The 25,492-nt window shown below is 36.1% G+C and carries 25 protein-coding genes; 17 read left to right on the forward strand and 8 right to left on the reverse strand.

All coding sequences use genetic code 11. From position 1 onward, the window contains the following. The first annotated feature begins 274 nt into the window (after window positions 1-274). The 5 genes from BMX40_RS02120 (at window position 275) to BMX40_RS02140 (ending at window position 6,429) form a co-directional block, all read left to right on the forward strand. The gene (locus BMX40_RS02120) at window positions 275-1,504 is read left to right on the forward strand and encodes a metallophosphoesterase family protein (protein ID WP_090866344.1); all 1,230 of its coding nucleotides are present in this window, start codon (window positions 275-277) and stop codon (window positions 1,502-1,504) included. A gap of 10 nt (window positions 1,505-1,514) precedes the next feature. Further along, the gene (locus BMX40_RS02125) at window positions 1,515-4,460 is read left to right on the forward strand and encodes an ATP-binding protein (protein ID WP_139177899.1); all 2,946 of its coding nucleotides are present in this window, start codon (window positions 1,515-1,517) and stop codon (window positions 4,458-4,460) included. 94 nt (window positions 4,461-4,554) lie between these two features. Beyond that, a complete protein-coding gene (locus tag BMX40_RS02130; protein WP_090866348.1) occupies window positions 4,555-5,106 on the forward strand; it encodes a GbsR/MarR family transcriptional regulator in 552 nt (183 codons plus the stop codon). A gap of 93 nt (window positions 5,107-5,199) precedes the next feature. Then, on the forward strand, window positions 5,200-6,147 hold the full coding sequence (gene yhaM, locus BMX40_RS02135; RefSeq protein WP_090866350.1) for a 3'-5' exoribonuclease YhaM: 948 nt from the start codon (window positions 5,200-5,202) through the stop codon (window positions 6,145-6,147). A 72-nt stretch (window positions 6,148-6,219) separates the two neighbouring features. After that, on the forward strand, window positions 6,220-6,429 hold the full coding sequence (locus tag BMX40_RS02140; protein ID WP_090866353.1) for a sporulation YhaL family protein: 210 nt from the start codon (window positions 6,220-6,222) through the stop codon (window positions 6,427-6,429). Window positions 6,430-6,489: 60 nt separating this feature from the next. Here BMX40_RS02140 and BMX40_RS02145 read toward each other — a convergent pair whose 3' ends face one another. From BMX40_RS02145 to BMX40_RS02155, 3 genes are all read right to left on the reverse strand, one after another. Next, window positions 6,490-7,365 (reverse strand): peptidylprolyl isomerase, encoded by an 876-nt coding sequence (locus tag BMX40_RS02145; RefSeq protein ID WP_090866355.1) that lies wholly within the window; start codon window positions 7,363-7,365, stop codon window positions 6,490-6,492. A gap of 110 nt (window positions 7,366-7,475) precedes the next feature. Beyond that, a complete protein-coding gene (locus BMX40_RS02150) occupies window positions 7,476-7,661 on the reverse strand; it encodes a hypothetical protein (RefSeq protein WP_090866357.1) in 186 nt (61 codons plus the stop codon). Window positions 7,662-8,739: 1,078 nt separating this feature from the next. Further along, complete coding sequence (locus tag BMX40_RS02155; protein WP_090866360.1) at window positions 8,740-9,285, reverse strand: DUF3267 domain-containing protein; 546 nt, start codon at window positions 9,283-9,285, stop codon at window positions 8,740-8,742. A gap of 202 nt (window positions 9,286-9,487) precedes the next feature. Here BMX40_RS02155 and BMX40_RS02160 point away from each other — a divergent pair, with 202 nt between their 5' ends. Next, a complete protein-coding gene (locus BMX40_RS02160) occupies window positions 9,488-9,835 on the forward strand; it encodes a DUF1878 family protein (RefSeq protein WP_244513315.1) in 348 nt (115 codons plus the stop codon). Between the two features lie 32 nt (window positions 9,836-9,867). On the opposite strand, the gene BMX40_RS02165 is transcribed toward BMX40_RS02160, so the two are convergent. Then, a complete protein-coding gene (locus BMX40_RS02165) occupies window positions 9,868-10,350 on the reverse strand; it encodes a GbsR/MarR family transcriptional regulator (RefSeq protein ID WP_090866364.1) in 483 nt (160 codons plus the stop codon). Window positions 10,351-10,654: 304 nt separating this feature from the next. Between BMX40_RS02165 and BMX40_RS02170 the strand changes: the two genes are divergently transcribed. The 3 genes from BMX40_RS02170 to BMX40_RS02180 all read left to right on the forward strand — a co-directional run bounded on the left by BMX40_RS02170 (window position 10,655) and on the right by BMX40_RS02180 (window position 13,689). Continuing rightward, complete coding sequence (locus tag BMX40_RS02170; protein WP_090866366.1) at window positions 10,655-11,854, forward strand: quaternary amine ABC transporter ATP-binding protein; 1,200 nt, start codon at window positions 10,655-10,657, stop codon at window positions 11,852-11,854. Next, complete coding sequence (locus BMX40_RS02175; protein WP_090866369.1) at window positions 11,847-12,710, forward strand: ABC transporter permease; 864 nt, start codon at window positions 11,847-11,849, stop codon at window positions 12,708-12,710. The genes BMX40_RS02170 and BMX40_RS02175 overlap by 8 nt, the downstream gene beginning before the upstream one ends. Before the next feature lie 73 nt (window positions 12,711-12,783). Then, window positions 12,784-13,689, forward strand: coding sequence for a glycine betaine ABC transporter substrate-binding protein (locus BMX40_RS02180; protein WP_090866371.1), 906 nt, complete (start codon window positions 12,784-12,786; stop codon window positions 13,687-13,689). A 660-nt stretch (window positions 13,690-14,349) separates the two neighbouring features. Here the strand turns inward: BMX40_RS02180 and BMX40_RS02185 are convergent. The 3 genes from BMX40_RS02185 to BMX40_RS02195 all read right to left on the reverse strand — a co-directional run bounded on the left by BMX40_RS02185 (window position 14,350) and on the right by BMX40_RS02195 (window position 15,955). Continuing rightward, the gene (locus BMX40_RS02185) at window positions 14,350-14,712 is read right to left on the reverse strand and encodes a YtxH domain-containing protein (protein ID WP_090866373.1); all 363 of its coding nucleotides are present in this window, start codon (window positions 14,710-14,712) and stop codon (window positions 14,350-14,352) included. Between the two features lie 153 nt (window positions 14,713-14,865). Next, window positions 14,866-15,387 carry a tryptophan transporter gene (locus BMX40_RS02190; RefSeq protein ID WP_090866375.1) on the reverse strand — a complete coding sequence of 174 codons (522 nt, stop codon included), beginning with the start codon at window positions 15,385-15,387 and terminating at the stop codon, window positions 14,866-14,868. Between the two features lie 139 nt (window positions 15,388-15,526). Continuing rightward, window positions 15,527-15,955: an HIT family protein gene (locus BMX40_RS02195; RefSeq protein ID WP_090866377.1), complete on the reverse strand. Its 429-nt coding sequence runs from the start codon at window positions 15,953-15,955 to the stop codon at window positions 15,527-15,529. A gap of 578 nt (window positions 15,956-16,533) precedes the next feature. On the opposite strand from BMX40_RS02195, the gene BMX40_RS02200 reads away from it, so the two are divergent. Together BMX40_RS02200 and BMX40_RS02205 are read left to right on the forward strand one after the other, a co-directional pair. Continuing rightward, on the forward strand, window positions 16,534-17,277 hold the full coding sequence (locus BMX40_RS02200; protein WP_090866379.1) for an ABC transporter ATP-binding protein: 744 nt from the start codon (window positions 16,534-16,536) through the stop codon (window positions 17,275-17,277). Continuing rightward, a complete protein-coding gene (locus BMX40_RS02205; protein WP_090866381.1) occupies window positions 17,270-18,484 on the forward strand; it encodes an ABC transporter permease in 1,215 nt (404 codons plus the stop codon). The genes BMX40_RS02200 and BMX40_RS02205 overlap by 8 nt, the downstream gene beginning before the upstream one ends. A gap of 685 nt (window positions 18,485-19,169) precedes the next feature. Here BMX40_RS02205 and BMX40_RS02210 read toward each other — a convergent pair. Continuing rightward, window positions 19,170-20,339, reverse strand: a complete 1,170-nt coding sequence (locus tag BMX40_RS02210) for a M20 metallopeptidase family protein (RefSeq protein WP_090866383.1) — start codon at window positions 20,337-20,339, stop codon at window positions 19,170-19,172. A gap of 230 nt (window positions 20,340-20,569) precedes the next feature. Between BMX40_RS02210 and BMX40_RS02215 the strand changes: the two genes are divergently transcribed. The 6 genes from BMX40_RS02215 to BMX40_RS02240 all read left to right on the forward strand — a co-directional run bounded on the left by BMX40_RS02215 (window position 20,570) and on the right by BMX40_RS02240 (window position 25,492). Then, complete coding sequence (locus tag BMX40_RS02215; RefSeq protein WP_090866384.1) at window positions 20,570-21,208, forward strand: phosphatase PAP2 family protein; 639 nt, start codon at window positions 20,570-20,572, stop codon at window positions 21,206-21,208. Between the two features lie 92 nt (window positions 21,209-21,300). Continuing rightward, on the forward strand, window positions 21,301-22,533 hold the full coding sequence (locus tag BMX40_RS02220; protein ID WP_090866386.1) for an MFS transporter: 1,233 nt from the start codon (window positions 21,301-21,303) through the stop codon (window positions 22,531-22,533). Between the two features lie 15 nt (window positions 22,534-22,548). Further along, window positions 22,549-23,289: a cell wall-active antibiotics response protein LiaF gene (liaF, locus tag BMX40_RS02225; RefSeq protein WP_090866388.1), complete on the forward strand. Its 741-nt coding sequence runs from the start codon at window positions 22,549-22,551 to the stop codon at window positions 23,287-23,289. Between the two features lie 12 nt (window positions 23,290-23,301). After that, the gene (locus BMX40_RS02230; RefSeq protein ID WP_090866390.1) at window positions 23,302-24,339 is read left to right on the forward strand and encodes a sensor histidine kinase; all 1,038 of its coding nucleotides are present in this window, start codon (window positions 23,302-23,304) and stop codon (window positions 24,337-24,339) included. 16 nt (window positions 24,340-24,355) lie between these two features. Further along, a complete protein-coding gene (locus BMX40_RS02235; protein WP_090866392.1) occupies window positions 24,356-24,994 on the forward strand; it encodes a response regulator in 639 nt (212 codons plus the stop codon). A gap of 81 nt (window positions 24,995-25,075) precedes the next feature. Continuing rightward, a complete protein-coding gene (locus tag BMX40_RS02240; RefSeq protein WP_090866441.1) occupies window positions 25,076-25,492 on the forward strand; it encodes a disulfide oxidoreductase in 417 nt (138 codons plus the stop codon).

A 25,492-nucleotide genomic window follows, 5' to 3' on the forward strand; every position in this document is an offset into this window, starting at 1 on the left:
CAGCGCGAGCCCGCGGAAAGCGTAATGTATTTCCGTAGCGGTGATAATAATATCCCAAATTCTTTTAGAATTTGTTACGTCGCATAATAGATCAACTGTGAATGAAGATGCAATTGCCAGTATCGTAATTTCAAACACTTCCTATTTGTCTTACAAGTTAATGAATTGTTTTAGTGGTGATCCAAGCACAGATAACCTATATTGTAACGAACGTGCATTCGGTTTTGGTTTTTGGTAGAATAGCTATATCAGAAAGTAATTGGAGTGACGGTTTATGGCAAAAGAAGTGTCATTTATTCATGCAGCTGACCTACATTTAGACAGTCCTTTTAAGGGACTCGCCAACCTTCCAGAGCGTGTTTTTCAAGATGTGCGTAACAGTACATTTTCAGCACTAGACAAGTTGGTAATAGAAGCCATTCAAAAGCAGGTTGATTTTGTTCTTCTAGTAGGAGATCTATTTGATCACGAAGTCCAAAGTTTAAAGGCACAGGTTAAATTACGAGATGCTTTTCAACAATTAGAAGCGCATGATATTAAGGTTTATCTTTCATATGGTAATCACGATTATATAAAAGGGAATAGACACCCAATAATGTACCCACCAAATGTGTTTATTTTTCCAAGTGAAGAAGTCCAGCAGTTTACATATGGAAGAGATGGAGAGGAGCTTGCAAAGATATACGGTTTCAGCTATGAAAACCGTGCTGTTACGGACAGGAAAGTTCCTCAATATAAGGTGATGAATTCTGAAATTCCGTTTCATATCGCAATGCTTCATGGAAGTATAGAAAATGATACTGAGCATGATAACTATGCACCATTTCAACGAAGTGATTTCGACCATGAACCCTTTTCTTATTGGGCATTAGGACATATTCATCAACGGCAGGTAATTAAAGATGACCCACCGGTAGTTTATCCAGGGAATATACAAGGACGTAGCCGAAAAGAGGCAGGGAAAAAGGGATGTTACTATGTAAAGCTGTCGGAATTGGGACATACGATGGAATTCATTCCACTACAATCTATCGAGTTTTGTTCCATAGTAGTAGATGCATTTGAGTGTGAGGAAATACATGAGTTAGAAGGTGTGATCCGTAGTTGTTTAAAACAGGAATTTCACCAAACGGAGATTCCACAACTAATTCATCTTACAATAAAAAGCAAGGCTGATAAACTGCTAGAATGGAAGAAAGGAAATCGTTTAGCAGATTTAATAGAAATCATTAATGAAAAAATAATAGAGTCACCCAATTGGAGGTATATTTATCGCTATCGCGTAAAAACATCGGATAAAGCTGCTTTGCAATCACATGAAGGGGAATATTTTATCGGAGAGTTAGCGGAGCGAACTAGAAATGCTGGTATTCTACCTTACTTAGATGAATTATTCCAACATAAAGAAGCAAGGAAACATATTGAATTTCTTGCAGACGAAGAAATAGAAGAAATTAAAAATGAAGCATATGAGTTATTAATTCATGAGCTTTTAGAGAAATGAGGTGAATGCATTGAAGATTTTACATGGTCGTATCGATGGTTTTGCGAAATGGGTAGATTATGATTTTGATTTATCGAAGCAAAACTTCATGGTTTTATATGGCGAAAATGAAGCGGGGAAATCATCCTTATACCAATTTATATTGTTTATGCTTTTCGGCTTGCCTCCAAAGAAGCGAGCTTATTATCGTCCGAAAACAAGTAGTAAAATGGGAGGAAGGTTAACGGTTTCAGATCCTCAATATGGTGAATTCACAATAGAACGAATGGATGAAAACAGAAATGGTGCTGCAGTCTGTTTTACGAACGATGGAGAAGAACATGGAGAAGATTGGCTTCAAGAACGACTGGGTGGGATGTCAAGGGAAGCTTATCACGGTATATTCTCATTTTCCTCTCAAGATTTAGCGACAATTCAAACCATGAAAGCAGAAGACATGGGAGAAGTGTTATTAGGAATTGGTTTAAGTGGGGCTACTCATATTCACTCCATTGAAAAGCAATTAGACTCCCAACTAACTGGATTATTTAAGCCATATGGAAAGAAGCCAGCAATTAATCAGCAAATTAGGAGCTTAGAAAGTCAGCAGAGGACGTTAAAACAGTTAAAAGAAGATGAAGCTACGTATCGTCAAAAGAAAACAAGACAACAAGAATTAAATGGTTTAATCGAAGACCTGTTACAAAGAATGAAAAAAAGCAAAGAATCGGTCATTCATCTAGAAAAAAAGCGACAGGCGATCCCATCTGTATATGAATATCATAAATATGTGACCCAGCTGTCCACCCTTTCGGAACACATCTCTTTTCCAGAGGATGGTATAGAGAGGCATCATGCATTAAAAGAAAAAATAATTCCACTACAAAGTGAAATGTCTATCTTAAAGCTAAACGAAGATAAACACCGGGAGCAACTACAAAAACTAGAAGAATCACTAAACGCAAAACAATACGTTGTAGAAGCAAGTGATATTTTACGGGATTTTGATACATACAAAGAAATAAATAATGAACGTAACCGATTGAAAGTTGAAATAAACCGAAAAGAGGACCAAATTGTTTCATCATTAGCAGAATTGAATTTGGAACTATCACCAACGGAAATAGAAGAATTGAAGCTGCCATTCCATTTGGAAAAGATTTGGAATGAGTTAAAACAAGAGCAACAAAAACTCATGCTAGAAGATGAGCAAATTCATGAAGAGAAACAATTACTATTGAATAAACAATCATTTATAGAAACTGAGTACCATGATTTAGAAAAACAACTCTTGGACAGAGAGTATGAACAATCTCTTCGAAAAAAAATCAATGATTATAAGGAGCATCAATTACTCGAAAGGTTGCAACAGGAAGATCAAAAAAAACTAGAAAACTGGACGAAAACGAAACAAAGAACCAAACGAAGAACGATAACCCTTTTACTAGGATCTCTCTTCTTTACAGGAATAGTTGCTGTGATGGGTATCTTAATGGATTCTTTTATCTTTTTAAATTTAGCTGTTCTCCTTGCCCTATTTGGAGTTGGCCAATGGGTCTTAGGGAAACAATCAATCGTGAAATTAGAAAAATTCGTATTAGAGACGAACCGGATTTCCTCGAATGAAGATCTAACAGAAAGTGAAATAGGGGAAGCTAATCGACTATTATCAATGGATGAGGAGATACGAAAAGAATGTAGCGCCCTCAAAGAACAACTAAAGTCAATCGATTTACAGTTTATTCAACTCGATGAAAAGCAAACGGTAAAAAGTGAGAAAGAGAAACGGTTATCGGAGAAAATTCAGGAACAAAAAAGACATTATCCATTTTTACAGCAAATGGATGTATCCTATTGGTCTGATATTTTTCATGCGGTGAAAAAGCTGGTTGCCTTACATCAAGAAAAAGGAACACTTGAAAAATCGTATCAGATAGCTAGTAGCAGGGCGGATCAATATGCAACAAAGGTGAAGGATTTTCTCCAAACGATAAACGTGAGCCAGTTTCCGAGTTCTGTTGAAATGCAGGTACAAATCATTCAAGAAGAACTTGATCGAGTTCACGAAATGGAACGTTCTCTAAAGCATGTGAAGAAATCTTTGGAAGAGAATATAGATCAGCAAGAAAATATACAGAAAAAAATAGCTGCATATAATAATGAAATGAACGCCTTATATAAAACCGCAAAGGTAAGTAGTGAGGAAGCGTACTATAAGCAAGGGAATCAGTTGAAACAAAAAGAAGAATTGGAAGCGGCTTGTGAAAAAATTGTGTCACAATATACTTCTATTTTTTCTTCAGAAGAATGGGAACTTATGGTTGATGAAAAGCCAACCCAAAGCCAAATTGAGGCAGAAATAGAGCAAACCGAAGAAACAGTTTCCGAAATGGAAAACCAGTTACAAGCTTGGAGACAGGATCTAGCGGATTTAAATACAGATCTAAAGAAAATGGAATCTTCGGAGGGTTATTCGAAAATAGTACACCAATACGAAAATGAGAAAGAGCATCTGAAGGAAATGGCAAGAGAATGGGCAGTTTATAAAGTTGCAAAAGAGTTACTTATGGATACAAAGCGTTCGTATCGTAATACGTATTTATCAAAAATTATTGAGCAAACTGCGTTTTACTTTGAAAAAATAACTGATGGGAATTATACTAATGTTTATCCACCAACCGATGAAAAATTATTTTTAGTAGAGAATAAAGACAAGATCCGATATACTGTAAATGAATTATCTCAAGGGACAATGGATCAACTATATGTTTCGCTAAGGTTAGCAATTGGTGAGATTATGTCGCAAAAAAATCACCTACCTTTTGTAATGGATGATGCATTTGTTCATTTTGATTCCATACGAACAGAACGTGTCATGGAAATTCTTGCGATCATTGCTGAAACTAGACAAGTGATTTTATTTTCCTGTAAAAAAGAAATAAGGGAATCAACTTTTCCGAATTTAATCTTATTATAAAATTCGGTTCCATAAATGGAAAATAAGTGATAAACTGTTTTCAGATAAAAAAAGCTAAGGTATGATAGGAATTATTGTAAACGGAGGGACTGCCATGCCCGAAGAGAATTATGAAAAAGATTGGGACAAGTACGAACAAACAATTGAACAATTTGTTCAAGTAATTGCTAAAAATATGAACTTATATGGGATTACCTCTTCAGTAGGTAGATTATATGGAACGCTATTTTTTTCAGAAGAGCCAATGACTTTAGATGATATGCGTGATGCTTTAGAAATGAGCAAGACAAGTATGTCTACAGGTGTACGCACACTAGCTGATATGAAAATGGTTGAACCGACATTTAAAAGAGGAATCCGTAAAGACTTGTATCAATCTGAGGAAGATTGGTATAAATCATTTACTTCTTTATTTGGAAATCGTTGGCGAAAGCATACCGAATCTAATATTGAGGAAGCAAATGAAGCGATTGAAGAATTAGAAAAAATTTATCAAAATACCGATAGTCTGGAACTAAAAAATAAAATTGAAGCGGATATTGAAAGATTGGATTACGCGAAGAATTATTATCATTGGTTGATGAAATTTATAAGGGTTGTGGAATCCGGAGAAATTTTTAAATACATACCAAAAAATGAAAAATAAATGAAGCGATCAGAGATTGGCAAGATAAATTAGGCATGAAATTATGGAGCCTATTTACTGTCAGTCTCTTTTTCAATAAGAGGGGGAACAGCAGTGAAGAAGGGATTACGCACCCATCAGATTGGGGATTCATTTGAAGATTTTGTACTTATTAAAGAAGCGAATAGGGGAGTTACTAGTACGGGAAAGCCCTTTTTAACGCTAATTTTACGAGATGCTACCGGAGAAATCGAAGCGAAACTATGGGATGTAACGAAAGAAGATGAAGAGCTATTTGTTGCGGAACAAATCATACGGATTACTGGGGAAATCAATCAATTTCGTGGCAAAGCGCAAATGAAGATTACTTCGATACGTCCAGCCCAACCAACAGATGGTGTTCATGTATCTGACTTTATTGAAAAAGCACCCGTAGAGCGTGATGTTTTAGCAGAGAAACTAACAGAAGCGATATTTGAAATGAAAAATCCAGTATTACAACGGATGGTTCGTGCCTTTATAAAAAAATATCAGGAGCCGCTTTTAACGTATCCTGCAGCTTCTAAAAATCATCATGAATATGTATCTGGACTTGCCCATCACATTGTAAGCATGATCGGCTTAGCAAGAGAGATTTCGAAGCTGTATCCACAAGTAAACCGAGACTTGCTATACGCAGGAATTATCCTTCACGATTTAGGTAAGTTAAAGGAATTATCAGGCGTTGTTTCTACCTCCTATACAATGGAAGGGAAGCTTCTAGGCCATATTCCAATGATGGTTGAAGAGATTGGACATATGGCGAAGGAATTACAAATTGAAGGGGAAGAAGTGCTTATTCTACAACACCTTGTTCTTTCCCACCATGGTAAGGCAGAATGGGGAAGTCCAAAACCCCCTATGGTTCGAGAGGCAGAATTGCTTCATCTCATTGATTTGATCGATGCGAAAATGAATATGCTGAATCGCTCACTTGAAAATGTAAAACCAGGAGAATTTACGGAACGTCTATTTGCAATGGATAATCGCTCGTTCTATAAGCCCTTGTTTGAAGAAGAATAACAATCTACAGTAATGATTTGTCCTACTTGTTCATATATATGTGGTAGACGTGTTGGACAAGGAGGTAATAGAATGATTTTTGGTGTTCCTTGGTGGGTCTTTATGATGGTCTTGTTTATTTTCCTGAGTGGGTATATGGCTTTTCGCGCGATGCGAGCAGAAAAGGAACTGGAAAAGCAATATATTGAGCGAGAAGGTAAAGTATACATGGACCGAATTGAAGAAGATAGGCTAAGAAGATTACAACAAGATCATGAACAGACACAGCAAGCATCTAATTAAGAAAAGGCTATCCTTAAAGAGGGAAAACCCTCTATAAAGGATAGCCTTTCTTGTTTATACTTAACCTTGTGCACTTGCCTCTTGTACGTCAAAGATGTTTTCAAATTCTTCAATTTTAACATCAATATTGGCGTCTTCAATTAGTTTATTAATTTTCTCTTGGAATGCAGTTTGGTCAACCTTTGAATAAGATAACTCAAGACGAATATCTTCTTTCATGTCTTCTAAGGATGCGAAGTCCTCTTTGTCACGCTTGTCCGTTACCTTAATAACGTGGTAACCAAATTGAGATTGTACAGGTTCACTGATATCTCCTACTTCTAGGGCGTATGCAGTCTCTTCAAATTCTGGAACCATTTCACCTGAAGAGAAGTACCCTACGCTCCCGCCTTCTTCAGCAGATCCTTCATCAGTAGAGTATTCTTGCGCAAGTTCTGCGAAGTCAGCTCCTTCGTCTAGTTGACTTTTAATATCGTTTGCTGTTTCTTCATCTTCAACTAAAATATGGCTTGCTTCCACTTCCGTTTTCATGCGATTGTATTCTTCTTCAATTTCTTCATCACTAACTTCTACATCTTCAAATGCCATTTTTTCTTGAAGTAACATTTGATACGTTTGATCACGGAATTCTTCTTCATTCTGTAACCCCTGTTGGTTTAAGTACATTTCAAAGTTATCGCCTTGTTGGTCTTTCGTTTGTTGTACTCTTGCATCTACTTCATCGTCCGTTACTTCATAGTTATTTTCAAGTACTTGAAGAATAACCATCTCATAAAGTAACCCTTCACCAACACGATCTTTTAATTCATTATAGAATTCTTCTTTAGTTATTTCTCCAACTTCTGATTCTACAACTACTTCTGGATCTTCTGAATTACAAGCAGCTAATGTGAAGACACTTGCTGTAATTGTTGCTGCAATTGCTAGTTTTTTCATGCATGACACTCCTAATCATTTTCTTATAAAAGTTTTGTCCTAATAAGTAATATAACATAGGTTAACATAAAAAAAATAGTCCTATTAAAAAATAGGAATATTAGAGGTGTTTATATCATGGAATTTAATACTTTCACATAGGAGGATACTAATAGAATTAGCATCATAATATTGATTACTCGAAAGACGCTCGCTTGTTTGTTTTGGTTCATTTCCAATTTTGTACAAAATTTATGTGTAAGCGAATTGAATATGAATAAAATAATTAATGCATAGATAATAAAAATATAAAACATAATGGCCCTCCTTTATGAAACAGTACCTTTTGTGAATCGAGAAATATTTATAATATATATGCCTTTTACAAATGTACTATGTTGATCTTCCTATCTTACTTTATCAAATTATTTAATTTGTGAATAGTGGTATGATGATTTTTTTGACAGGTAAATTAGCATTCTTATTCTGCAATTTTTCATAACGTGGTCAATTCACATTAAAGTAACAAGTTGATTGTATCTTAGTTGTGTAGTAGATGTATTATGTGACGTAACTAAAAAGTTGGTAATCAAATATGAAGTTGATGGTGGAATCCTTAATCCGCCAATGGGAAAAAGCAGAATTCATCTAACCATCATTGGATCCAAATAGCGGAACCCCGATCCACATCAAAAATGAGGTGGAACCTCATTCCGCTAAATGGTCGAAATAAAGCGTCTGGAACATGGTTATGGTTCCTCATTCCTTTATTCACCTATATTTAGTAAGATTTACACTGATTTATGGCTGATAGAGGAATGAGGATCCTCATACACCTGGTTTGGGTGGTTTTTTGTGAATTAGCGGAACCACGATCCACATCAATGACGAAGTGGTTCCTCATTCCGCTAAATGGCCGATATCATTCATTTGGAACATGGTTGTGGATCCTCATTCCTTTATTCACCTATAGTTAGTATAATTTACACTGATTTATGGCTAATAGAGGAACGAGGATCCTCATACACCTGGTTTGGGCGGTATTTTTGTGATTTAGCGGAACCACAATCCTCATCAATGACGAAGTGGTTCCTCATTCCGCTAAATGGCCGATATAATTCATTTGGAGCATGGTTGTTGATCCTCATTCCTTTATTCACCTATATTTAGTATAATTTACACTGATTTATGGCTAATAGAGGAACGAGGATCCTCATACACCTAGTTTGGGCGGTATTTTTGTGATTTAGCGGAACCACAATCCTCATCAAAAACTAGGATGAACTCCACTCTTTATTATATAGGCTCAGGCAGTCCGCGGAAAGCGAAGTATTCTGCGGTTAGGTTTTTATACCGCTGATAGGTGGAGACAAAAAAGAACCTGCTGTGCAGGTTCTAATGAGGTGCTTTCAAGAGTATATCGAATCCATCTGTTCCTTTTTCCACAATTGAATGTTTAGGAGCTCTTGATATATGGAAAATATAGATGAAGTCGATAAACGTGATCCCAATGTGAATGGACGTATACAATAAAATATATACATAAAACTCAGGGACAAGAAAACTGAGTATAATTCCCGGTATCGTGATAAAAAAGGTTGGTGCAAAGGCAACCATTAAAAAGTGAACTTTCGTTAGTTGCATGCGTGGATACCGAGTAAATAATGGGATTATTCGACTTTTTCGTTTATCGATTAACTTTACTTTTCTTTTTGATAATAATAAAGGTAAAATATGCATTAAAGAATTAAAAGGTGGTAACAAAATTAGCGCAATGATTAAATATAATATGCCTAATTCATTTACTTGGTTGCCGCCGTGTGCAATTGTCGTTGGAACATAGAGTAAAATGAATGCCAATAGACCGGTAAACCAAGAAATAAACCTTAGCCATCTTAAGCCATATTCTTTTTTGAAGTCAATTGTTTTCCAGCAATTCATTTGTATGCCCCCCTAAGTTGCACGAAACTGTTATGATGCTATCTCACGATTAGTTTATTAAAAAATCCTTAATGAATGATATTACGTTTGCAACGGAATTGCAATAGTTTTTTTGTAAATTATTTTATAAAGAATTATAATGAAATAAAATTAGGTTTATGAATACATAAAGAACGGGGTTAGAATGGGGGAGAGGCTGGTATTGAAAAGTTATAGTCAGGGCGATACAGCGATGTTTCATTTACAATTGCTTTCGAAAACAATTGATCTGAAAAAGTACCCATTTACTAAATTAATTATTGAGAAAAATATTACGAATGAAGAATATAATGATCTTTTGGAGTTACTACACGTATTAAATCAAAAATATGAGCTTCAGAAGGAAGAAGGGTTGCTTGACTTTTCTTCGCTGCTAATTAACTTTGCGGGAATGCTAAATGAAAAGCTACATCCTGATGAAACGATCTTAGCATTAAAAAAAGAGGGTTATTATCATGATTTAATGGACTCATTCTTAGGCATATTAAATGAAAAAAAGCGCTTTAAATAAGCGCTTTTTTCTAATTACATGAAGGTTATTTATCATTTCATTTCTCGAAAGAATGAATCCAATTTTTTATGGAATTCCATTATGTCATCTAATTGTTTCGTTAGTTTATCCCATTCATCGTTTTTTCCTGGTTTGTTCCTATACTCACTTAGATTATGTTCCAGTTCTGTTAAGGCATCTTTCTGGTGATTTGTGGCGTCTATCCATTTATTAATATATGTAGTCATAAATAGTTTAAATAGTTGGGAGTTGGATTGATATAGATCTTTGCGCACGCCTTTTTTCCATACAAGTGTTACTAGATTCATATCATATAAACTTCGAATACTATTGCTCATAGAAGTTTTGCTTTTTCCTAATGCATCGCTCATTTCATCCAAGGTGAGGGCTTTTTCTGATAAATATAAGTAGGCAAAAAGTCTTGCCTCTAAAGGGGTTAAATCAAACATCTCTATTGTTTTAGCGAATTCGGTCACTATTTTATTGCGAACTTGTTCTACGTTGTTTTCCAACATGTAATCCTCCTAGAAACATTGCTACATCAAGGTTACAATAAATTAATCAAATTTAAAAATATCAGGTTGGTAAGTATTTTCTAGCAATTTGGAGCATTTAAAAGGAAAATGCACAAAAAGATTGTACAGAATAAACTGTACAAAAAATATGAACGAAATTAATGGTATATAATGTTTGAACTGAATTGGTAAAACGTTATATAGTATTAAGGTAAGTTGACCTAGTTCGGTGCTTATGTGTGTCTAGTTATCTATGACAACTTATTTACTAGATAAAAAGAAATATTAAGAAGAGGTGAAAGATGTGCCTATTATAGAGGCGAAAGACTTATCGAAGGTTTTTGGTAAGAACTCAAAGCAAGCCTTAAAACTTTTAGATGAGGGATTAACCAAAGAAGATATATTAAAGGAAACAGGTAGTACTGTAGGTGTAAACCGTGCATCATTTGCGGTTGAACCGGGTGAGATCTTTGTAATTATGGGATTATCAGGAAGTGGTAAATCTACCTTGGTACGATTAATTAACCGATTGATTGAACCAACAGAAGGAAGCATTCTAGTTGATGGACAGGATTTAGCTAGGATGGATAAGAAACAATTACGTCAAATAAGACGTGAAAAATTAAGTATGGTATTCCAACGATTTGCTTTATTTCCAAATCGTACTGTATTACAAAATGCAGAATATGGATTGGAAATTCAGGATGTACCTAAAGAAGAACGGTCTAAAAAAGCGAAAGAAGCTTTAGAAATGGTTGGTCTTGGTGGTTATTTAGATCAAAAACCAGATCAATTATCTGGGGGTATGCAACAGCGTGTAGGACTTGCGCGAGCATTAGCAAATGACCCTGAAGTACTACTAATGGATGAAGCTTTCTCAGCATTAGATCCATTAATTCGTAAAGATATGCAGGACGAACTGATTGATTTACAATCAACAATGAAGAAAACAATCATTTTCATTACACATGACTTGGATGAAGCATTACGGATTGGGGATCGAATCGCATTAATGAAAGATGGTTCTGTTGTTCAAATCGGAACTCCAGAAGAAATCCTTGTAAATCCTGCGAATGATTATGTAGAAAAATTCGTTGAAGATGTAGATCGTTCGAAGATCTTAACAGCAGGACATATTATGAAACGACCGGAAACCGTAAATATTGAAAAACACGGTCCACGTGTAGCATTGGAACGTATGCGTGAAGAAGGTCTTTCAAGTATTTTAGTTGTTGATGCCAAACGTAATTTGAAAGGTTATGTAACAGCAGATGATGCATCTGAAGCGAAGAAAAAAGATGTTCGTGATCTTCATGAAATATTACGTACAGATATAACTAAAGTTGAAAAAGACACAGCAATGCATGATATTTTCACAATAATTAATGGTTCGCCAATTCCAGTAGCAGTTGTTGAAAATGAACGACTTGTAGGAATTATTGTTCGTGGTGCGGTTATTGCAGCACTTGCTGGAGATAGTGAGGTGAATATTGAAAATGTTTAATACGTTGAAGGAATGGTTTACAGAAGGTATACCGTTAGCAGAAGGAACAGAAGCATTTGTAGATTGGGTAAAAGAAACATTTTCATTTATTTTTAATCCGATAAAAGAGCATTTCGGTACCTTTATGGAATGGGTTTCTGAAGATATATTAATGGTAATTCCACCATTTATCTTAATTCTAGTACTTGCAATCATTGCATTTTTTGTATCTGGTAAACGATGGGGAATTACAGCATTTACATTAATTGGTCTATGGTTGATCCACAACCAAGGTTATTGGGAGCAATTGATGAGTACGATTACGTTGGTACTACTGGCAAGTATTCTATCCGTTATTATTGGGGTGCCAATTGGAATCTTAATGTCTAAAAGTAAAACGGCAGAGGCAATTATTAAGCCCATTTTGGACTTCATGCAAACAATGCCAGCCTTTGTATACTTGATTCCAGCTGTTGCATTCTTCGGTATTGGAATGGTACCGGGTGTATTTGCATCCTTGATCTTTGCAACACCACCAACGGTACGCTTTACGAATCTAGGAATACGTCAAGTATCCAAAGAGCTAGTAGAAGCATCTGAAGCATTTGGTAGTACAGGTGCACAGAAACTATTTAAAGTAGAACTTCCGATGGCGAAAGCGACGATCATGGCAGGTATTAACCAGACTATTATGTTATCTTTATCTATGGTTGTTATTGCATCAATGATCGGGGCACCAGGTCTTGGAAGAGAGGTACTATCCTCACTACAACGTTCTAACGTTGGTACAGGTTTTGTTGCCGGTATCGGTATTGTTATTCTTGCGATTATTATGGATCGTATTACACAAAGTATGAATAGCAAACAAAACAACTAATTATTTCGTTGGTATACTTTTCATTGTGAAAAGTTCCATATATATATTTTAAAAAAAGGGGAGATTTTACGTTATGTTTAAACGTAACTGGAAACGTCTAGGTATTGCTGCTGGACTTTCATTATCATTATTTGCAGCAGGATGTGGATCTGATGACGATTCAGGTTCTAACGATAATTCAGAAGGTTCAGCATCTGTAGGTGATGGTAAAGAGATCGAATTAGTATATGTTGAGTGGGATTCTGAAGTAGCTTCTACTCACGTTGTAGGAAATGTACTTGAAGGTCTTGGGTATGATGTTACTTTAACTCCAATCGACAATACAGCCATGTGGGAAGCTGTAGCAGGTGGAGAAGCAGATGGTATGGTAGCAGCTTGGTTACCAGCAACACATGAGTCTCAGTATGCAGAATTTGCTGATCAAATGGTTGAATTAGGTTCAAACCTAGAAGGAGCAAAAATTGGTTTAGTAGTTCCTGAATACATGGATGTAGATTCAATTGCTGATTTAACTGATGAAGCGGACCAAACAATTACTGGTATTGAAGCAGGTGCTGGTGTTGTTAACGCAGCAGAAACTTCTGTTGAAACATATGAAAATTTATCTGATTGGGAAGTAATGCCTTCTTCAAGTGGTGCGATGGCAACTGAACTAGGAAGTGCTATTGAGAACGAAGAAGAAATTATTGTTACTGGTTGGACTCCACACTGGAAGTTCGCTGAATATGATCTTAAGTATTTAGAAGATCCTGAAGGTGTATTTGGTGAAGCTGAAACAATCGACACAATGGTTCGTGAAGGACTAGAAGAAGACCTTCCAAATGCTTATAAAGTATTAGACCAATTCAACTGGACTACTGCTGATATGGAATCTGTTATGTTAGATGTATATAACGGTGAATCAGCTGAAGATGCAGCAGCAAATTGGGTTGAAGAAAACGAAGAAAAAGTTTCTGAGTGGACTGAAGGCGTAGAATAATAAGGAAAGAGGCTGATACAAGGTATCGGCCTCTTTTTTCATTACATGCTAGTAGGTAGAATCCACCTGTTACGTGAGCTAGTTCAAAGAATAGGAAGTAGATTGAGCCTAATTCAGAGTTGATGTATAATGCGACGTAAAAAATGTATCCAAAAATGAAGTTGATGGTGGAATATTTAATCCTCCAATGGGGGAAGTAGGGTTCCTCTAACCGTCATTGGGTCCAAATAGTGGAAGAACGATCCTCAGCAATGACGAGGTGGATCCTCATTCCGTTAAATGGTAGAAATAAGTCATTTGGAGCATTGTTTTGGTTCCTCATTCCTTTATTCACCAATTTCCACTATAATTTTCACTGATTTATGACTAATAGCGGAATGAGGATCATCATACTCCTTGTTTGGGCTGTGTTTTTGTCATTTAACGGAACCACGATCCTCTTCAAAAACGAAGTGGATCCTCATTCCTTTATATATTGGCTCAAGCAATCTGCGGAAAGCGCAGCCTTCTGCCGTAGCGGTTATCTAACAATATTCTCATTAAGTGAAACCAAAAGTTAGTACGCATAATAAACGTTATACGCAACAAATATATATAAACAAAAAACATCCGAGGTGGTTCGGATGTTTTTTACTTTGTCTCACTCTTTTAGTAAGGCTGCTATTCTTTTTTTTGCACTTTTTCTTCTAATTCTTTTAGGCTTGTTTCAATTTGCTCTAAGTATTCACGGATATTTTCCTGGTGCGGTTCTACTGTACTCTTCCATTCCTGTACAGAGTCTTTCATCTCATGAGTTAATTCCTTAATTAACGTTGCACCTTCTTTAGAGGTTGCAGCAATTTGATTTTTCAATTTTAACCCATCTTGTTTTAAGTTTGCAGCGAGCTGTTTTAACTCAGCACTTTGTTCACGTACACGAAACCGTAATTCTCTTCCAGAAGAAGGGGCACTAAGCAATGTAGCGGTAGCACCAACGACCCCACCAACCATAACTCCGAGTAATAAAGACTTACTATTTGCCATACAAATCCGCTCCTTTCCCACTATACCTTAATTTTTTCCGATTTTTCTCATACTATGAAAGTTTTTATGTATTTATCTTTCTACATTATACCAGTTTTCTTTAAAAAATCCTCTGACAAGCGTTGTGCCAGAGGATTTTAATTCATATTTTGATTAGCTCACTGCAATTGGTTGTGAACGTTTTAAAATTTGTTGTACGATTGGATATGTGATTAAAATAAATGCAGTGTTTAATCCTGCGGTTGGAAGCACAACGGTTAGGAATAATAATATAAATGTTCCATCCATTAATCCAACAACATATAGGGCAACAGTTAAAAATATTGATCCACTAATCATGGTACCTATTGCAGTTAAGACTGGTACGTTAAATTTCATGCTAATGCGGTTTTTGACTAGTAAAAACAGTCCAAAGAACAGCAATGCTGTAATAGGCTTATCGATCATGTTTGCAATCTGACCACCTACTGTCTGGGTAGTCAAAGCAGAAATTACACCTGCTGCAATAGCTAGGGTGACAACATACTTTGGTTTAGGGAATAGCATAATCCCTAAAAACATCATCGATAATAACATATCAGGCTTCATTCCATAGACAAATCCTGGAATGACATAGTGTAATACTGCACCAATCCCCAATAATAGTGATAAAATGACCAAAATTCTCGTATTCATTTGTACCTCTCCTCGTCTCAGCTTTCTCAGCTAAAAAATATTTGTCCCTCAACTGTACACTCGTTGTCAGTTGCAGAAACTTACATTCATTATAACAAACATTTGGTAAAATAAAAAGGTGTAATTTTCAGATATCCTACTATTTAACTTCCTTTTGGATATCTGTAGCAATTTGTTGCAAATCCTCTTGCTTATAATCCTCACTATGCGTATCCCAATTTAATGAAAAACCATCATTTTCCCCATATCGTGGGATAAGGTGAATATGTAGGTGAAAGACAGATTGGTAAGCTGCTTTTTCATTGTTATTTAGTAAGTTAATTCCGACTGGATTGTAGGCATCGCGGATTGCATTGGCGATTTTAGGAACGCGTGCAAATAATTCACTCGCAACCTCTGCAGGGGTTTCATAAATATTCTTCGTGTGAGTTTTAGGAATGACGAGCGTGTGTCCTTTCGTAACTTGACTAATGTCTAAAAAAGCATAAACATAATCGTCCTCATATACTTTGGCAGAAGGGATTTCTCCTTCAATAATTTTACAAAAGATACAATCTTCATGTGGCATAGTAGACAACTCCTTCGGTATTTTTCTCCATTTTATATAGAGTGAAGGTATGATGTAAAGTTTTCCAGCTTTAATCTACAAATTCACTTAAAAACGGGAGTGAATAAAACTTTAATCAAAAAATAAACAGGCAACGTCCCTGGGGTGGGACGCGCCTGCTTTGTGAAGATCGAGGATGTCAATAAAGCTAATGTGGGGACTTTGTAAATTAGTTAATCGCTAAGCTTCATAACTTTCTTTTACCAAAACCTTTTCATCAGTACCTCATGGCGTTGAGATTTCTTCTAACAAAAGGGTTTTATTTCATTAGATTATCGTTCACTAACACCTCATTTGTTTTTAACACATTTTAATTGTAGTGAAGCCTTTTTATACGCCAACACTAACACCTCATTTGTGTTTAACAAATTGTCTTGCAGTGAATCATCCTCGATCTTCATTAGTTATTGTGATCCGATTTGTATTTTCTATACACATCATTTTAAAAAAATGTCGAAAATCGTATGACAGTTTGTTTTGGCTTTGTGTGGTAAAAGTGATAAAATTTTAATCAAGTGATTAGTCTAGGAGGAGTACGTGTGGAGCCTTTGTTACGGATAGATAATTTAGTTGGGGGATATACCCATAAAAATGTTTTACATGGAATTTCTTTTGAAGTTAAACCAAAAGAAATTGTTGGATTAATCGGATTAAATGGCGCTGGTAAAAGCACAACCATTAAGCATATTATTGGTTTAATGCAGGCGAAAAAAGGATCTGTTTCCATTAATGGGAAAACATTTCAAGATAATCCAAATAAATATAGAAATCAGTTAGCATATATACCAGAAATGCCAATCCTATATGATGAATTAACATTGTATGAACATTTAAGGTTAACCGCAATGGCTTATGATATACCAGAAGCTTTATTTGAAGAACGATTGGAAGTCTTACTAAAAGAATTTCGCATGGAGAAGAAGTTGAAGTGGTTTCCCGTTCACTTTTCAAAAGGGATGCGGCAAAAAGTAATGATTATGTGTGCATTCTTAATTGAGCCACCACTGTATATTGTGGACGAGCCATTTGTAGGATTAGATCCTTTAGGAATTCAATCCTATCTACAGTTGATGGAAGACATGAAGAAAAATGGTTCGGGTATCTTAATGTCTACGCACATTTTAGCTACTGCAGAGCGTTACTGTGATCGTTTTGTCATTCTTCATGAAGGAGAAATTCGAGCATATGGGACATTAGAAGAACTGCGAGAGCAATTTAATATGTCGAATGCTACATTAGATGATCTTTATGTACAGTTGACAAAGGAAGATAACCATGTTTAATTCACATGATTTTTTTAAAAGAAGGTTCTCTGCGCATATAAAGGAGACAAGCAGATATCTTAAATACATATTTAATGGACATATTGCTGTTGCTTCCTTATTTTTAATCTCTGCATTGGCATACTACTATCAACAGTGGTTAGCGCAACTACCAGAAGACTTTCCAACGGCATGGATCATCGGCATTGCGTTTGGATTATTAGTAAGCTATAGTCCAGTCCGTACGTTATTGAAAGAGCCTGATTTGGTATTTCTAATTACCGCTGAACATAAGATGAATGCTTATTTTCGCAATGCTCTAATCTATAGTTTTATTATTCAGATCTACTTAATCTTTTTAGCTGTTGCAGCTCTTGGACCTTTATATTTTGAGACGTACACGGATCGAGAAGGTTCTACCTATTTACTTACGCTGTTCGTTGTACTGGTATTTAAGCTGTGGAATTTAATTGCTAATTGGTGGATGTTACGAGTTCGTGATCGTAGTATTCGTCATATTGACCTGTTTGCACGACTGTTGTTAAATATTGCCGTTTTTTATTTTCTTGTTAATGGAGAGCTGTTTTTAGCTGGAATTACAACAGTATTGTTTGTCGTTGTGTTTTTGTATGATTGGAACCTATCTAATAAGCAAGCCGGATTAGCTTGGGAATTATTAGTGGAAAAAGACCAAAACAGGATGCAAACATTTTATCGTATTGCCAATATGTTTACGGATGTACCACATATAAAAAACCGAATTAAAAAGAGACATTGGCTGGTTTCGATGCTAGGTAGTCGATTACCTTTTGCTAAACAGCAAACCTATAATTATTTATATCGCATTACATTTATCCGTGGTGGGGATTATGTCGGGATGTATGTTCGCTTGATCGTCATTGGTGGATTGTTTATTTACTTTGTACCGAATTTGTGGATGAAATTACTGTTTGTCCTGTTATTTTTATATATGAGTAGTTTTCAATTAATGACACTTTACCAGCATCACCGCACGATCATGTGGCTTGATATCTATCCAGTAGAGGTAGAGGTGCGTCAGAAAGCACTGACGTCATGGTTGTTCCAATTAACTTTGGTACAAACAGTATTGTTTGCCCTTGTGTTCTTACTGCAGTTAGAGTATTTAGGTTTTATTGTTGCATTAGCCGGTGGAATTGTATTTAGTTATGTATTTATTCACGGTTATGTCAAACAAAAGCTCGTATGAAAAAGGGGTTAGAATATAACCATAACATTCTATTCTCATGACTAACGAATATGGATAGTAAGAGTGATTGTTACAGGATTTTAATGCATAGTAGATGGATTATGCGACGTAACTTGATTGCTTCAAATTATCCTGTCCTAATGGATGTATTCGTTAGAAAGCCGCTACGGCAGAACGCTTCGCTTTCCGCGGGCACGGCCTCAGCCTCCTCACGGCCAAACCACCGTTGCGGGGTCTTCGGACTCGTGCTGTTCCCGCGTCTACGCATTCTGCCTCCGCTGAGGAAGTGATACTTATTTTATGGAAGAATATACATCATTAAGGTTAAGTTTATTTATTTAATCATAAGAAGAAACTGTTATAGCGGAGGAAATACATGTAGACTCCTGCGGAAACAGCGAAGACGATGAGACCCCACAGAGAGCGATTTTTGCGAGCGAGGAGGCTCAGCGCAAGCCCGCGGAAAGCGAAATGTATTTCCGTAGCGAGTTATATGCATCCAACAATCATTTTTAGTTATGTCACATTATATACATAATGTGCAATAAAGTTACGGAAAATCTTCAAAAGAAAAATCCGACTAATTCTAATGAAAGAATTGTTCGGATTTCACTTGGACTAAAACTCTTTTTCCCAAACTCTTTATCTAATTATCCTTTACCTAGACCGACTTTCTTAAGAGTTCCTACTTCTCTTGGTATGCAAAGTAGGCATTAATTAATGTTTTGGCTGCAATAGGCAGTGCCCGTTCATCAAAATCAAATTTCGGATGATGATGTGGGTATGGATTCCCATCTTTATTGGCACCTGTGAAAAAGTATGCCCCAGGCCTTTCCATTGTATAGTAAGCAAAGTCTTCTCCGCCCATTACAGGAATAACTTCTTCACGTGTATGAATTTCTTCAATATTATCGCTAGCTTTTAAAACAAGTTCTGCCTCTTCGGAGTGATTTTTTAATGGTGGATAACCTTTTTTATAGTCAAATGCATAGGTCACATCATTTGAGACACAGACTCCTTCAATAATCTTTTCCATTTCTGAAATCACAATGTCTTGAATTTCCGGCTCAAGGTAACGAACGGTACCAACCAATGTGGCTGTATCTGCAATTACATTAAATGCGCTTCCAGCCTCGAACTGTCCTATCGTTAATACAGCAGTTTCCAAAGGATCAATTCGACGGCTAACGATTTGTTGAAGCTGTGAAACAAGCTGTGAGCCGATGACGATCGCATCTTTGGTTTCATGTGGATAAGCTCCATGACCACCTTTTCCTTGAACTGTAATCGTAAACCGATCAGCACCTGCCATAAATACATCCTTCGAAGTTTGTAAAACGCCAAGTGGAGTTGTTGCCCATAGATGTGTGCCGAAAACAGCATCCACTCCTTCTAATGCACCATCTTCAATCATAGGTTTTGCCCCACCAGGAGCATACTCTTCAGCAGGCTGATGTAAGAAAACAATCGTACCCGGTAACTCCTCTTGGTAGTTCTTCATGACTTTTGCTAACGTAAGGAGGGTTGTTGTATGGCCATCATGACCACAAGCATGCATGACTCCTTCTACTTTCGATTTGTATGGTACATCTTTTTCATCTTGAATAGGTAGGCCATCAAAATCTGCTCTTAATGCGACAGTTTTGCCGGCTTTTCCACCTTTTAACGTTGCAACCACACCATTGCCACCGACATTTGTTTTGTAAGGAATCCCTAGCTCCTCATAAAACTCTGCGATATACTTTGCCGTTTTATATTCTTGAAAACTAAGCTCTGGATATTGGTGTAAATAACGTCGAATTTCTACCATTTCTGGATACTGCGCATCAATGGCCTTGTGAATTTTTTTTAACAAAACTGTGTCCCCCTTAATTACGTTATTTTCTAACTAGTATAACATTAATTAACGTGAAACCGGAGTTAGAAATCTTGTATGATGATTTCTCAACGTTTATGAAATTTTATGTAAATATTGTTTTTTTAGCAAACATTTTAAGGTATGATAGGAATAAAGTTATTTTCGAAAAATTTCAAGATTTTAATTAGTCAATCGTATAATATGATTTGTTACATAGGAGAGGAAAAATGAAAAAACGTCATTATCTTATCGCACTTTTATCATTGATGGTATTTACTACGATGGTAGTATGGATCGTTAAAATAAACCGCGGAGAGCTTCCATATGTAGACCAATGGACAAGAGATCCGGTTGATACGTTTCCAGGTACCTTTATTTATACTTTTTTTCGTACTGTAACAAATCTAGGCTCGGAACCATTTATGTATCCATTTACTTTTATATGTGGTCTTGGATTGTGGTGGCTCTTTCGCCATTGGTTGCCAGCCTTAATATTCGCTGGTGGTACGTTAATAAGTCATTTGCTCAATAAATTAATTAAGTCTTTGGTTAATCGTGAACGACCAAATATATTAGTAGAGGCGAATGCAGAAGGACACAGTTTTCCTTCTGGGCATGCCATGATTACGTTAGTCTGTTACGGCTTATTAGCATATTTTATTACAAAGAAAATGACTTCGAAAAAGGCAATTTTAGCTGTGCAGATTTCATTTGCCATACTGATTTTTTTAATAGGGATTAGTCGTTATTTTATTAACGTCCATTATTTAACAGATATTGCAGCTGGATTCTTTATCGGTCTGTTCTGTTTAATTGGCTTTATATTCGCATATGAGCATATTCAAAAACGCAAAGCTCGGTCTTAAGTCTGAGATAAAAGCATGCTACAGTTGGTTACCCCTTCATGTGAATTTCATTATGATAAAGATAGGATCAAAACATGGAGGGAGCCATTACGATGGAAGCAGTGGTTGAAAAGGAACAAATGAAAGTTCCGGTTTTTAAGAATAAGAATTTTGTTTTGTTGTTTATTAGTGCGATATTTTCTTCACCTGGTTATTACGTATACTTAATCGGTGCGGAGTGGTTAATGCTTTCAATTAATGACAATCGATTCTACTTTGGAATGTTATTTTTTGCAGCCTCTATACCACGATTGTTGCTACTGACTATAGGTGGTTTAATAGCAGATCGATTTAATAAACGTACGATTTTATTCTGTTCAGATTTATCAAGGGCAATTCTGATTGGTATTTTAATTGGATTTCTACTTACGGATTCGATTACAGCAGTTCATTTGATCATATTAGCCGCTTGTTTTGGAATATCGGATGCCTTTAGCTATCCAGCAATGAATTCATTAACACCGATATTATTAAACGAGGAACAATTACAACGTGGGAATTCATTTATGCAAATGACTACACAAATAAGTCCGATCCTAGGACCCGCACTTGGTGGAACATTAATTGCTTTATTAGGTTTTGAAGGAGTATTCTCCGTATCACTTGCGATGCTGCTTCTAGCATCTATAGCTGTATTGTTTATCCGTTTAAAAGAAGAAAGTGATGAAGCTGAAAAGCCATCTCCATGGGAAGATTTTAAAGCGGGATGGAATTACGCTAGGAAAAATGAATTAGTAGTATCCATCGTTATTATGGCTTTCTTTTTAAACTTCTTCTTTGCAGGACCATTAGCAATCGGACTTCCAATAATGGTTAAGGATATATTTCAAGGTGATGCGGTGAGTCTAGCTACCGTACAAACAGCGATGGGAATTGGAGCATTAATTGGGGCGATTTTGTTGGCCTCTATCAAACTAAAAAAGCCTGGATATGTAATGATTATAAGCTTAATTACGCTTGGAGTTCTTTATACGGTTACGGGTTTTTCAGTCAACACCTTGATAATGGCTGGGTTGGTCGCGGCAATGACATTTACGACACAGCTAGTAAATATACCATTAATCACGATGCTACAACAAACAACGGATAAGAAGATGATTGGTCGAATGATGAGCTTTCTAATGACTGTATCTACCGGATTTGTACCTGTTTCATTTGTGGTAACCTCGGTCTTAATCGCGATAGGTGTTGGTATTCAATCCATAATGATCGTTAGTGGAATCATTATTACCCTTATTGCAATATACAATCTACGAAATAAAAAAATACTAGAGTTCAAATTTTAATAGGGGGCAAAAGACATGCGCTATATAATTGCAACAATATTAATCGTCCTTGGTGCGATGCTTGTATTGGAAAACATCGGTGTAGCATCGTTTAATATGGGAAATGCTTGGTTTTTTATTTATCCTGTTATCTTTGTGGTATTAGGGATTAAATGGATCATAGATCGTTATCGAAACCGTGGAGGAAGTTGGATTTTTGGTTCTTTCTTCTTCATCTTTGGAACCTTATTACTACTCGACCGTTTTGAGGTTATATCATTTGTATTTAAAGATGTGTTTAAATTATGGCCACTATTAATTGTATATTTTGGGTTTCTATTTATAGGTAAGTCGAAAGGTCCTAACGTTATCATTACTTCAGGTGGTGATAAAAAAAGTAAATCACACTATAATGGATCAATTTTTACAGTAGGTAGTCATGAGTATAATCAACCAAATTGGAAGGTAGAGCCAATGAACTTAAGTAATTTGGCTGGTGATTTCTATTTAGATTTTTCTAAGGCGTATATTCCTGAAAAAGAAATTCCGATTAAAATTAGTGCACTTGCAGGAGATGTTCATTTACTAATTCCCGAGAATATTGATTTTCGGGTACATGCTTCGGTTAAGGCTGGTGACATTGATGTTGTAGGAAGGACTGCAGATGGTATTAACCGTAGCCTTCAGTATGAAACAGAGAATTATCATATGGCTACAAGGAAATTAGATTTACACTTAAAATTAAAAGCAGGTTCAATTCGCGTTGATTATGTATAGGGGGAACACGTGATGAAACAGCGATTTGCCAGTATTCGTTACCGATATATTATATCCCATTTAAATGCCCTTTTCTTAACGACGGTAACGATATTATCCATTTTATTAACCATTCACGTTTTATTTAATCCGACATGGTTAACATCAGAAAGTATCTTTTTATTTATCTCTTTATATATTACTTTAGCTATTATTTTTTCCTTTTATGTTGGATTTAAATCGAGTGGTGATTTAAAAGAACGTTTGGATTATCTCTCTGTACTAATTACGCAGTTCGCAAATGGTAATTATAGTTCAAAAGTATATTCGAATGAAGCGGATGAGCTTGCACGAATTGGGAACGAATTAAATGAACTAGGGGAGAAATTACAAAATCAAGTTAAATCCTTGCAACGGATGGCAGATGAAAAAGGAGAACTTGCGAAAACAGCTCATAAGTCAGCTGTAATTGAAGAACGTCAGCGTTTAGCGCGAGATCTACATGATGCTGTAAGTCAGCAATTATTTGCATTAACGATGATGTCAGAAGCGGCTGTGAAGCAATTGGATAAAGATCCTAAGATTGCAAAAGATCAAATGAAGGATGTTGCGGCAGCCTCTTTACAAGCTCAAACAGAAATGCGTGCATTGCTGTTACATTTGCGACCGGTGCATCTGTCTGGTGATCCATTACCTAAGGGGATTCAAAAGTTAGTAAGTGAATTAAAACAAAAGAGTCAAATTGATTTTCACGTATCGATGGATGAGAACATTGTGCTGTCAGAGGCTAAGGAAGAGCACATCTTTCGTATCGTTCAAGAATCATTATCAAATACATTAAGGCATGCGAATGCTACAGAAGTCACGCTTGCGATTACTAGAAGGGCAAATGAATTGTTTATCCATATTCGTGATAATGGAAAAGGCTTTGATAGTACAAATGACTCGGTGAAGAAAACATCCTATGGTTTAAAAACAATGAAGGAACGATGTGAGGAATTAGGCGGTACGTTTACGATCCGTTCAAATGTGAATGAAGGGACGTATATTGATATTCGAATACCATGCTAAAATTGGGGGGATTTAGATGATACGAGTGATTGTGGTGGATGATCATGATATCGTCCGTAAAGGAATTATTTCCTACTTGCAAACGGATGAAGCTATTGATGTAGTTGGGCAGGCTTCTAGTGGTAATGAGGGAGCAAAATTAATTTTAGAGGAAAAGCCGGATGTCGTGTTAATGGACTTAATGATGGATGATGGCAACGGAATAGAAGCTACGAAACAAGTAATAGATAATTACCCTTCTTGTAAGATTATTATTCTAACAAGCTATTATGATGATGAGCAGGTTTTTCCAGCTATTGAGGCTGGTGCATTCAGTTATATTTTAAAGACTTCTTCTGCACCTGAAATTGTAGCTGCGATAAAGAAAGCAGCACGAGGGGAAAATGTAATTGAACCAAAAGTAGCTACCAAAATGATGTCTAGTTTCCGTACGGAGAAACGAAAAGCGCATGAAGAATTAACGGATAGAGAATTAGAAGTGCTTTTATGTGTTGGAAATGGGATGACGAATCAGGAGATAAGTGAGAAATTATACATTGGTATAAAAACTGTAAAAACACATGTGAGTAATATATTATCGAAGCTAGAGGTAAATGATCGTACCCAGGCAGCGGTTTATGTCCACCGAAACCAATTATTGAAACAAGAGGATTAGTAGCAGCTAAGCCTCTTTTTTGTTTTTTTGTCACCAGGATTGTATAATCAAATTGAATTAAAGGAAGGAGTAGCCTTTATTATGAAAAATGAAAATTTACTATTGGGGATATGGACCGTATCCATCATTGCTACAGCAGGGAGCTTATTTTACTCTGAAGTTATGGGCTACATTCCGTGTGAACTTTGTTGGTACCAACGAATTTTAATGTATCCACTAGTTATCATCTATGGAGTTTCCATTTGGAAGAAAGATATAAACCTAGTATTACCAGGTTTCATACTTAGTGGAATAGGTATGTTCGTTTCTACATATCATTATCTTGTACAAAAATTACCGGCCTTACAAGATGCTGGAGATGCCTGTGGTCTGGTTCCGTGTAATGCAGCATACGTCAATTACTTTGGATTTGTTACCATTCCGTTTTTGGCAGGTATTGCTTTTGTACTTATATTTGTATTAAGTTTGCTACTGCTAAAACAAAATAGGGGGAAATAA

It is taken from the genome of Oceanobacillus limi (assembly GCF_900111445.1).
In the GTDB taxonomy this organism is placed as follows: Bacteria; Bacillota; Bacilli; order Bacillales; family Amphibacillaceae; genus Ornithinibacillus; species Ornithinibacillus limi.

What these genes read in the sequence shown, in the direction of transcription:
- BMX40_RS02120 (WP_090866344.1), top strand. Translation starts at nt 275, where the DNA reads ATGGCAAAAGAAGTGTCATTTATTCATGCAGCTGACCTACATTTAGAC.
- BMX40_RS02130 (WP_090866348.1), top strand. Translation starts at nt 4,555, where the DNA reads ATGCCCGAAGAGAATTATGAAAAAGATTGGGACAAGTACGAACAAACA.
- BMX40_RS02140 (WP_090866353.1), top strand. Translation starts at nt 6,220, where the DNA reads ATGATTTTTGGTGTTCCTTGGTGGGTCTTTATGATGGTCTTGTTTATT.
- BMX40_RS02145 (WP_090866355.1), bottom strand. Translation starts at nt 7,365, where the DNA reads ATGAAAAAACTAGCAATTGCAGCAACAATTACAGCAAGTGTCTTCACA.
- BMX40_RS02150 (WP_090866357.1), bottom strand. Translation starts at nt 7,661, where the DNA reads ATGTTTTATATTTTTATTATCTATGCATTAATTATTTTATTCATATTC.
- BMX40_RS02155 (WP_090866360.1), bottom strand. Translation starts at nt 9,285, where the DNA reads ATGAATTGCTGGAAAACAATTGACTTCAAAAAAGAATATGGCTTAAGA.
- BMX40_RS02165 (WP_090866364.1), bottom strand. Translation starts at nt 10,350, where the DNA reads ATGTTGGAAAACAACGTAGAACAAGTTCGCAATAAAATAGTGACCGAA.
- BMX40_RS02175 (WP_090866369.1), top strand. Translation starts at nt 11,847, where the DNA reads ATGTTTAATACGTTGAAGGAATGGTTTACAGAAGGTATACCGTTAGCA.
- BMX40_RS02180 (WP_090866371.1), top strand. Translation starts at nt 12,784, where the DNA reads ATGTTTAAACGTAACTGGAAACGTCTAGGTATTGCTGCTGGACTTTCA.
- BMX40_RS02185 (WP_090866373.1), bottom strand. Translation starts at nt 14,712, where the DNA reads ATGGCAAATAGTAAGTCTTTATTACTCGGAGTTATGGTTGGTGGGGTC.
- BMX40_RS02190 (WP_090866375.1), bottom strand. Translation starts at nt 15,387, where the DNA reads ATGAATACGAGAATTTTGGTCATTTTATCACTATTATTGGGGATTGGT.
- BMX40_RS02195 (WP_090866377.1), bottom strand. Translation starts at nt 15,955, where the DNA reads ATGCCACATGAAGATTGTATCTTTTGTAAAATTATTGAAGGAGAAATC.
- BMX40_RS02205 (WP_090866381.1), top strand. Translation starts at nt 17,270, where the DNA reads ATGTTTAATTCACATGATTTTTTTAAAAGAAGGTTCTCTGCGCATATA.
- BMX40_RS02215 (WP_090866384.1), top strand. Translation starts at nt 20,570, where the DNA reads ATGAAAAAACGTCATTATCTTATCGCACTTTTATCATTGATGGTATTT.
- BMX40_RS02220 (WP_090866386.1), top strand. Translation starts at nt 21,301, where the DNA reads ATGGAAGCAGTGGTTGAAAAGGAACAAATGAAAGTTCCGGTTTTTAAG.
- liaF (WP_090866388.1), top strand. Translation starts at nt 22,549, where the DNA reads ATGCGCTATATAATTGCAACAATATTAATCGTCCTTGGTGCGATGCTT.
- BMX40_RS02230 (WP_090866390.1), top strand. Translation starts at nt 23,302, where the DNA reads ATGAAACAGCGATTTGCCAGTATTCGTTACCGATATATTATATCCCAT.
- BMX40_RS02235 (WP_090866392.1), top strand. Translation starts at nt 24,356, where the DNA reads ATGATACGAGTGATTGTGGTGGATGATCATGATATCGTCCGTAAAGGA.
- BMX40_RS02240 (WP_090866441.1), top strand. Translation starts at nt 25,076, where the DNA reads ATGAAAAATGAAAATTTACTATTGGGGATATGGACCGTATCCATCATT.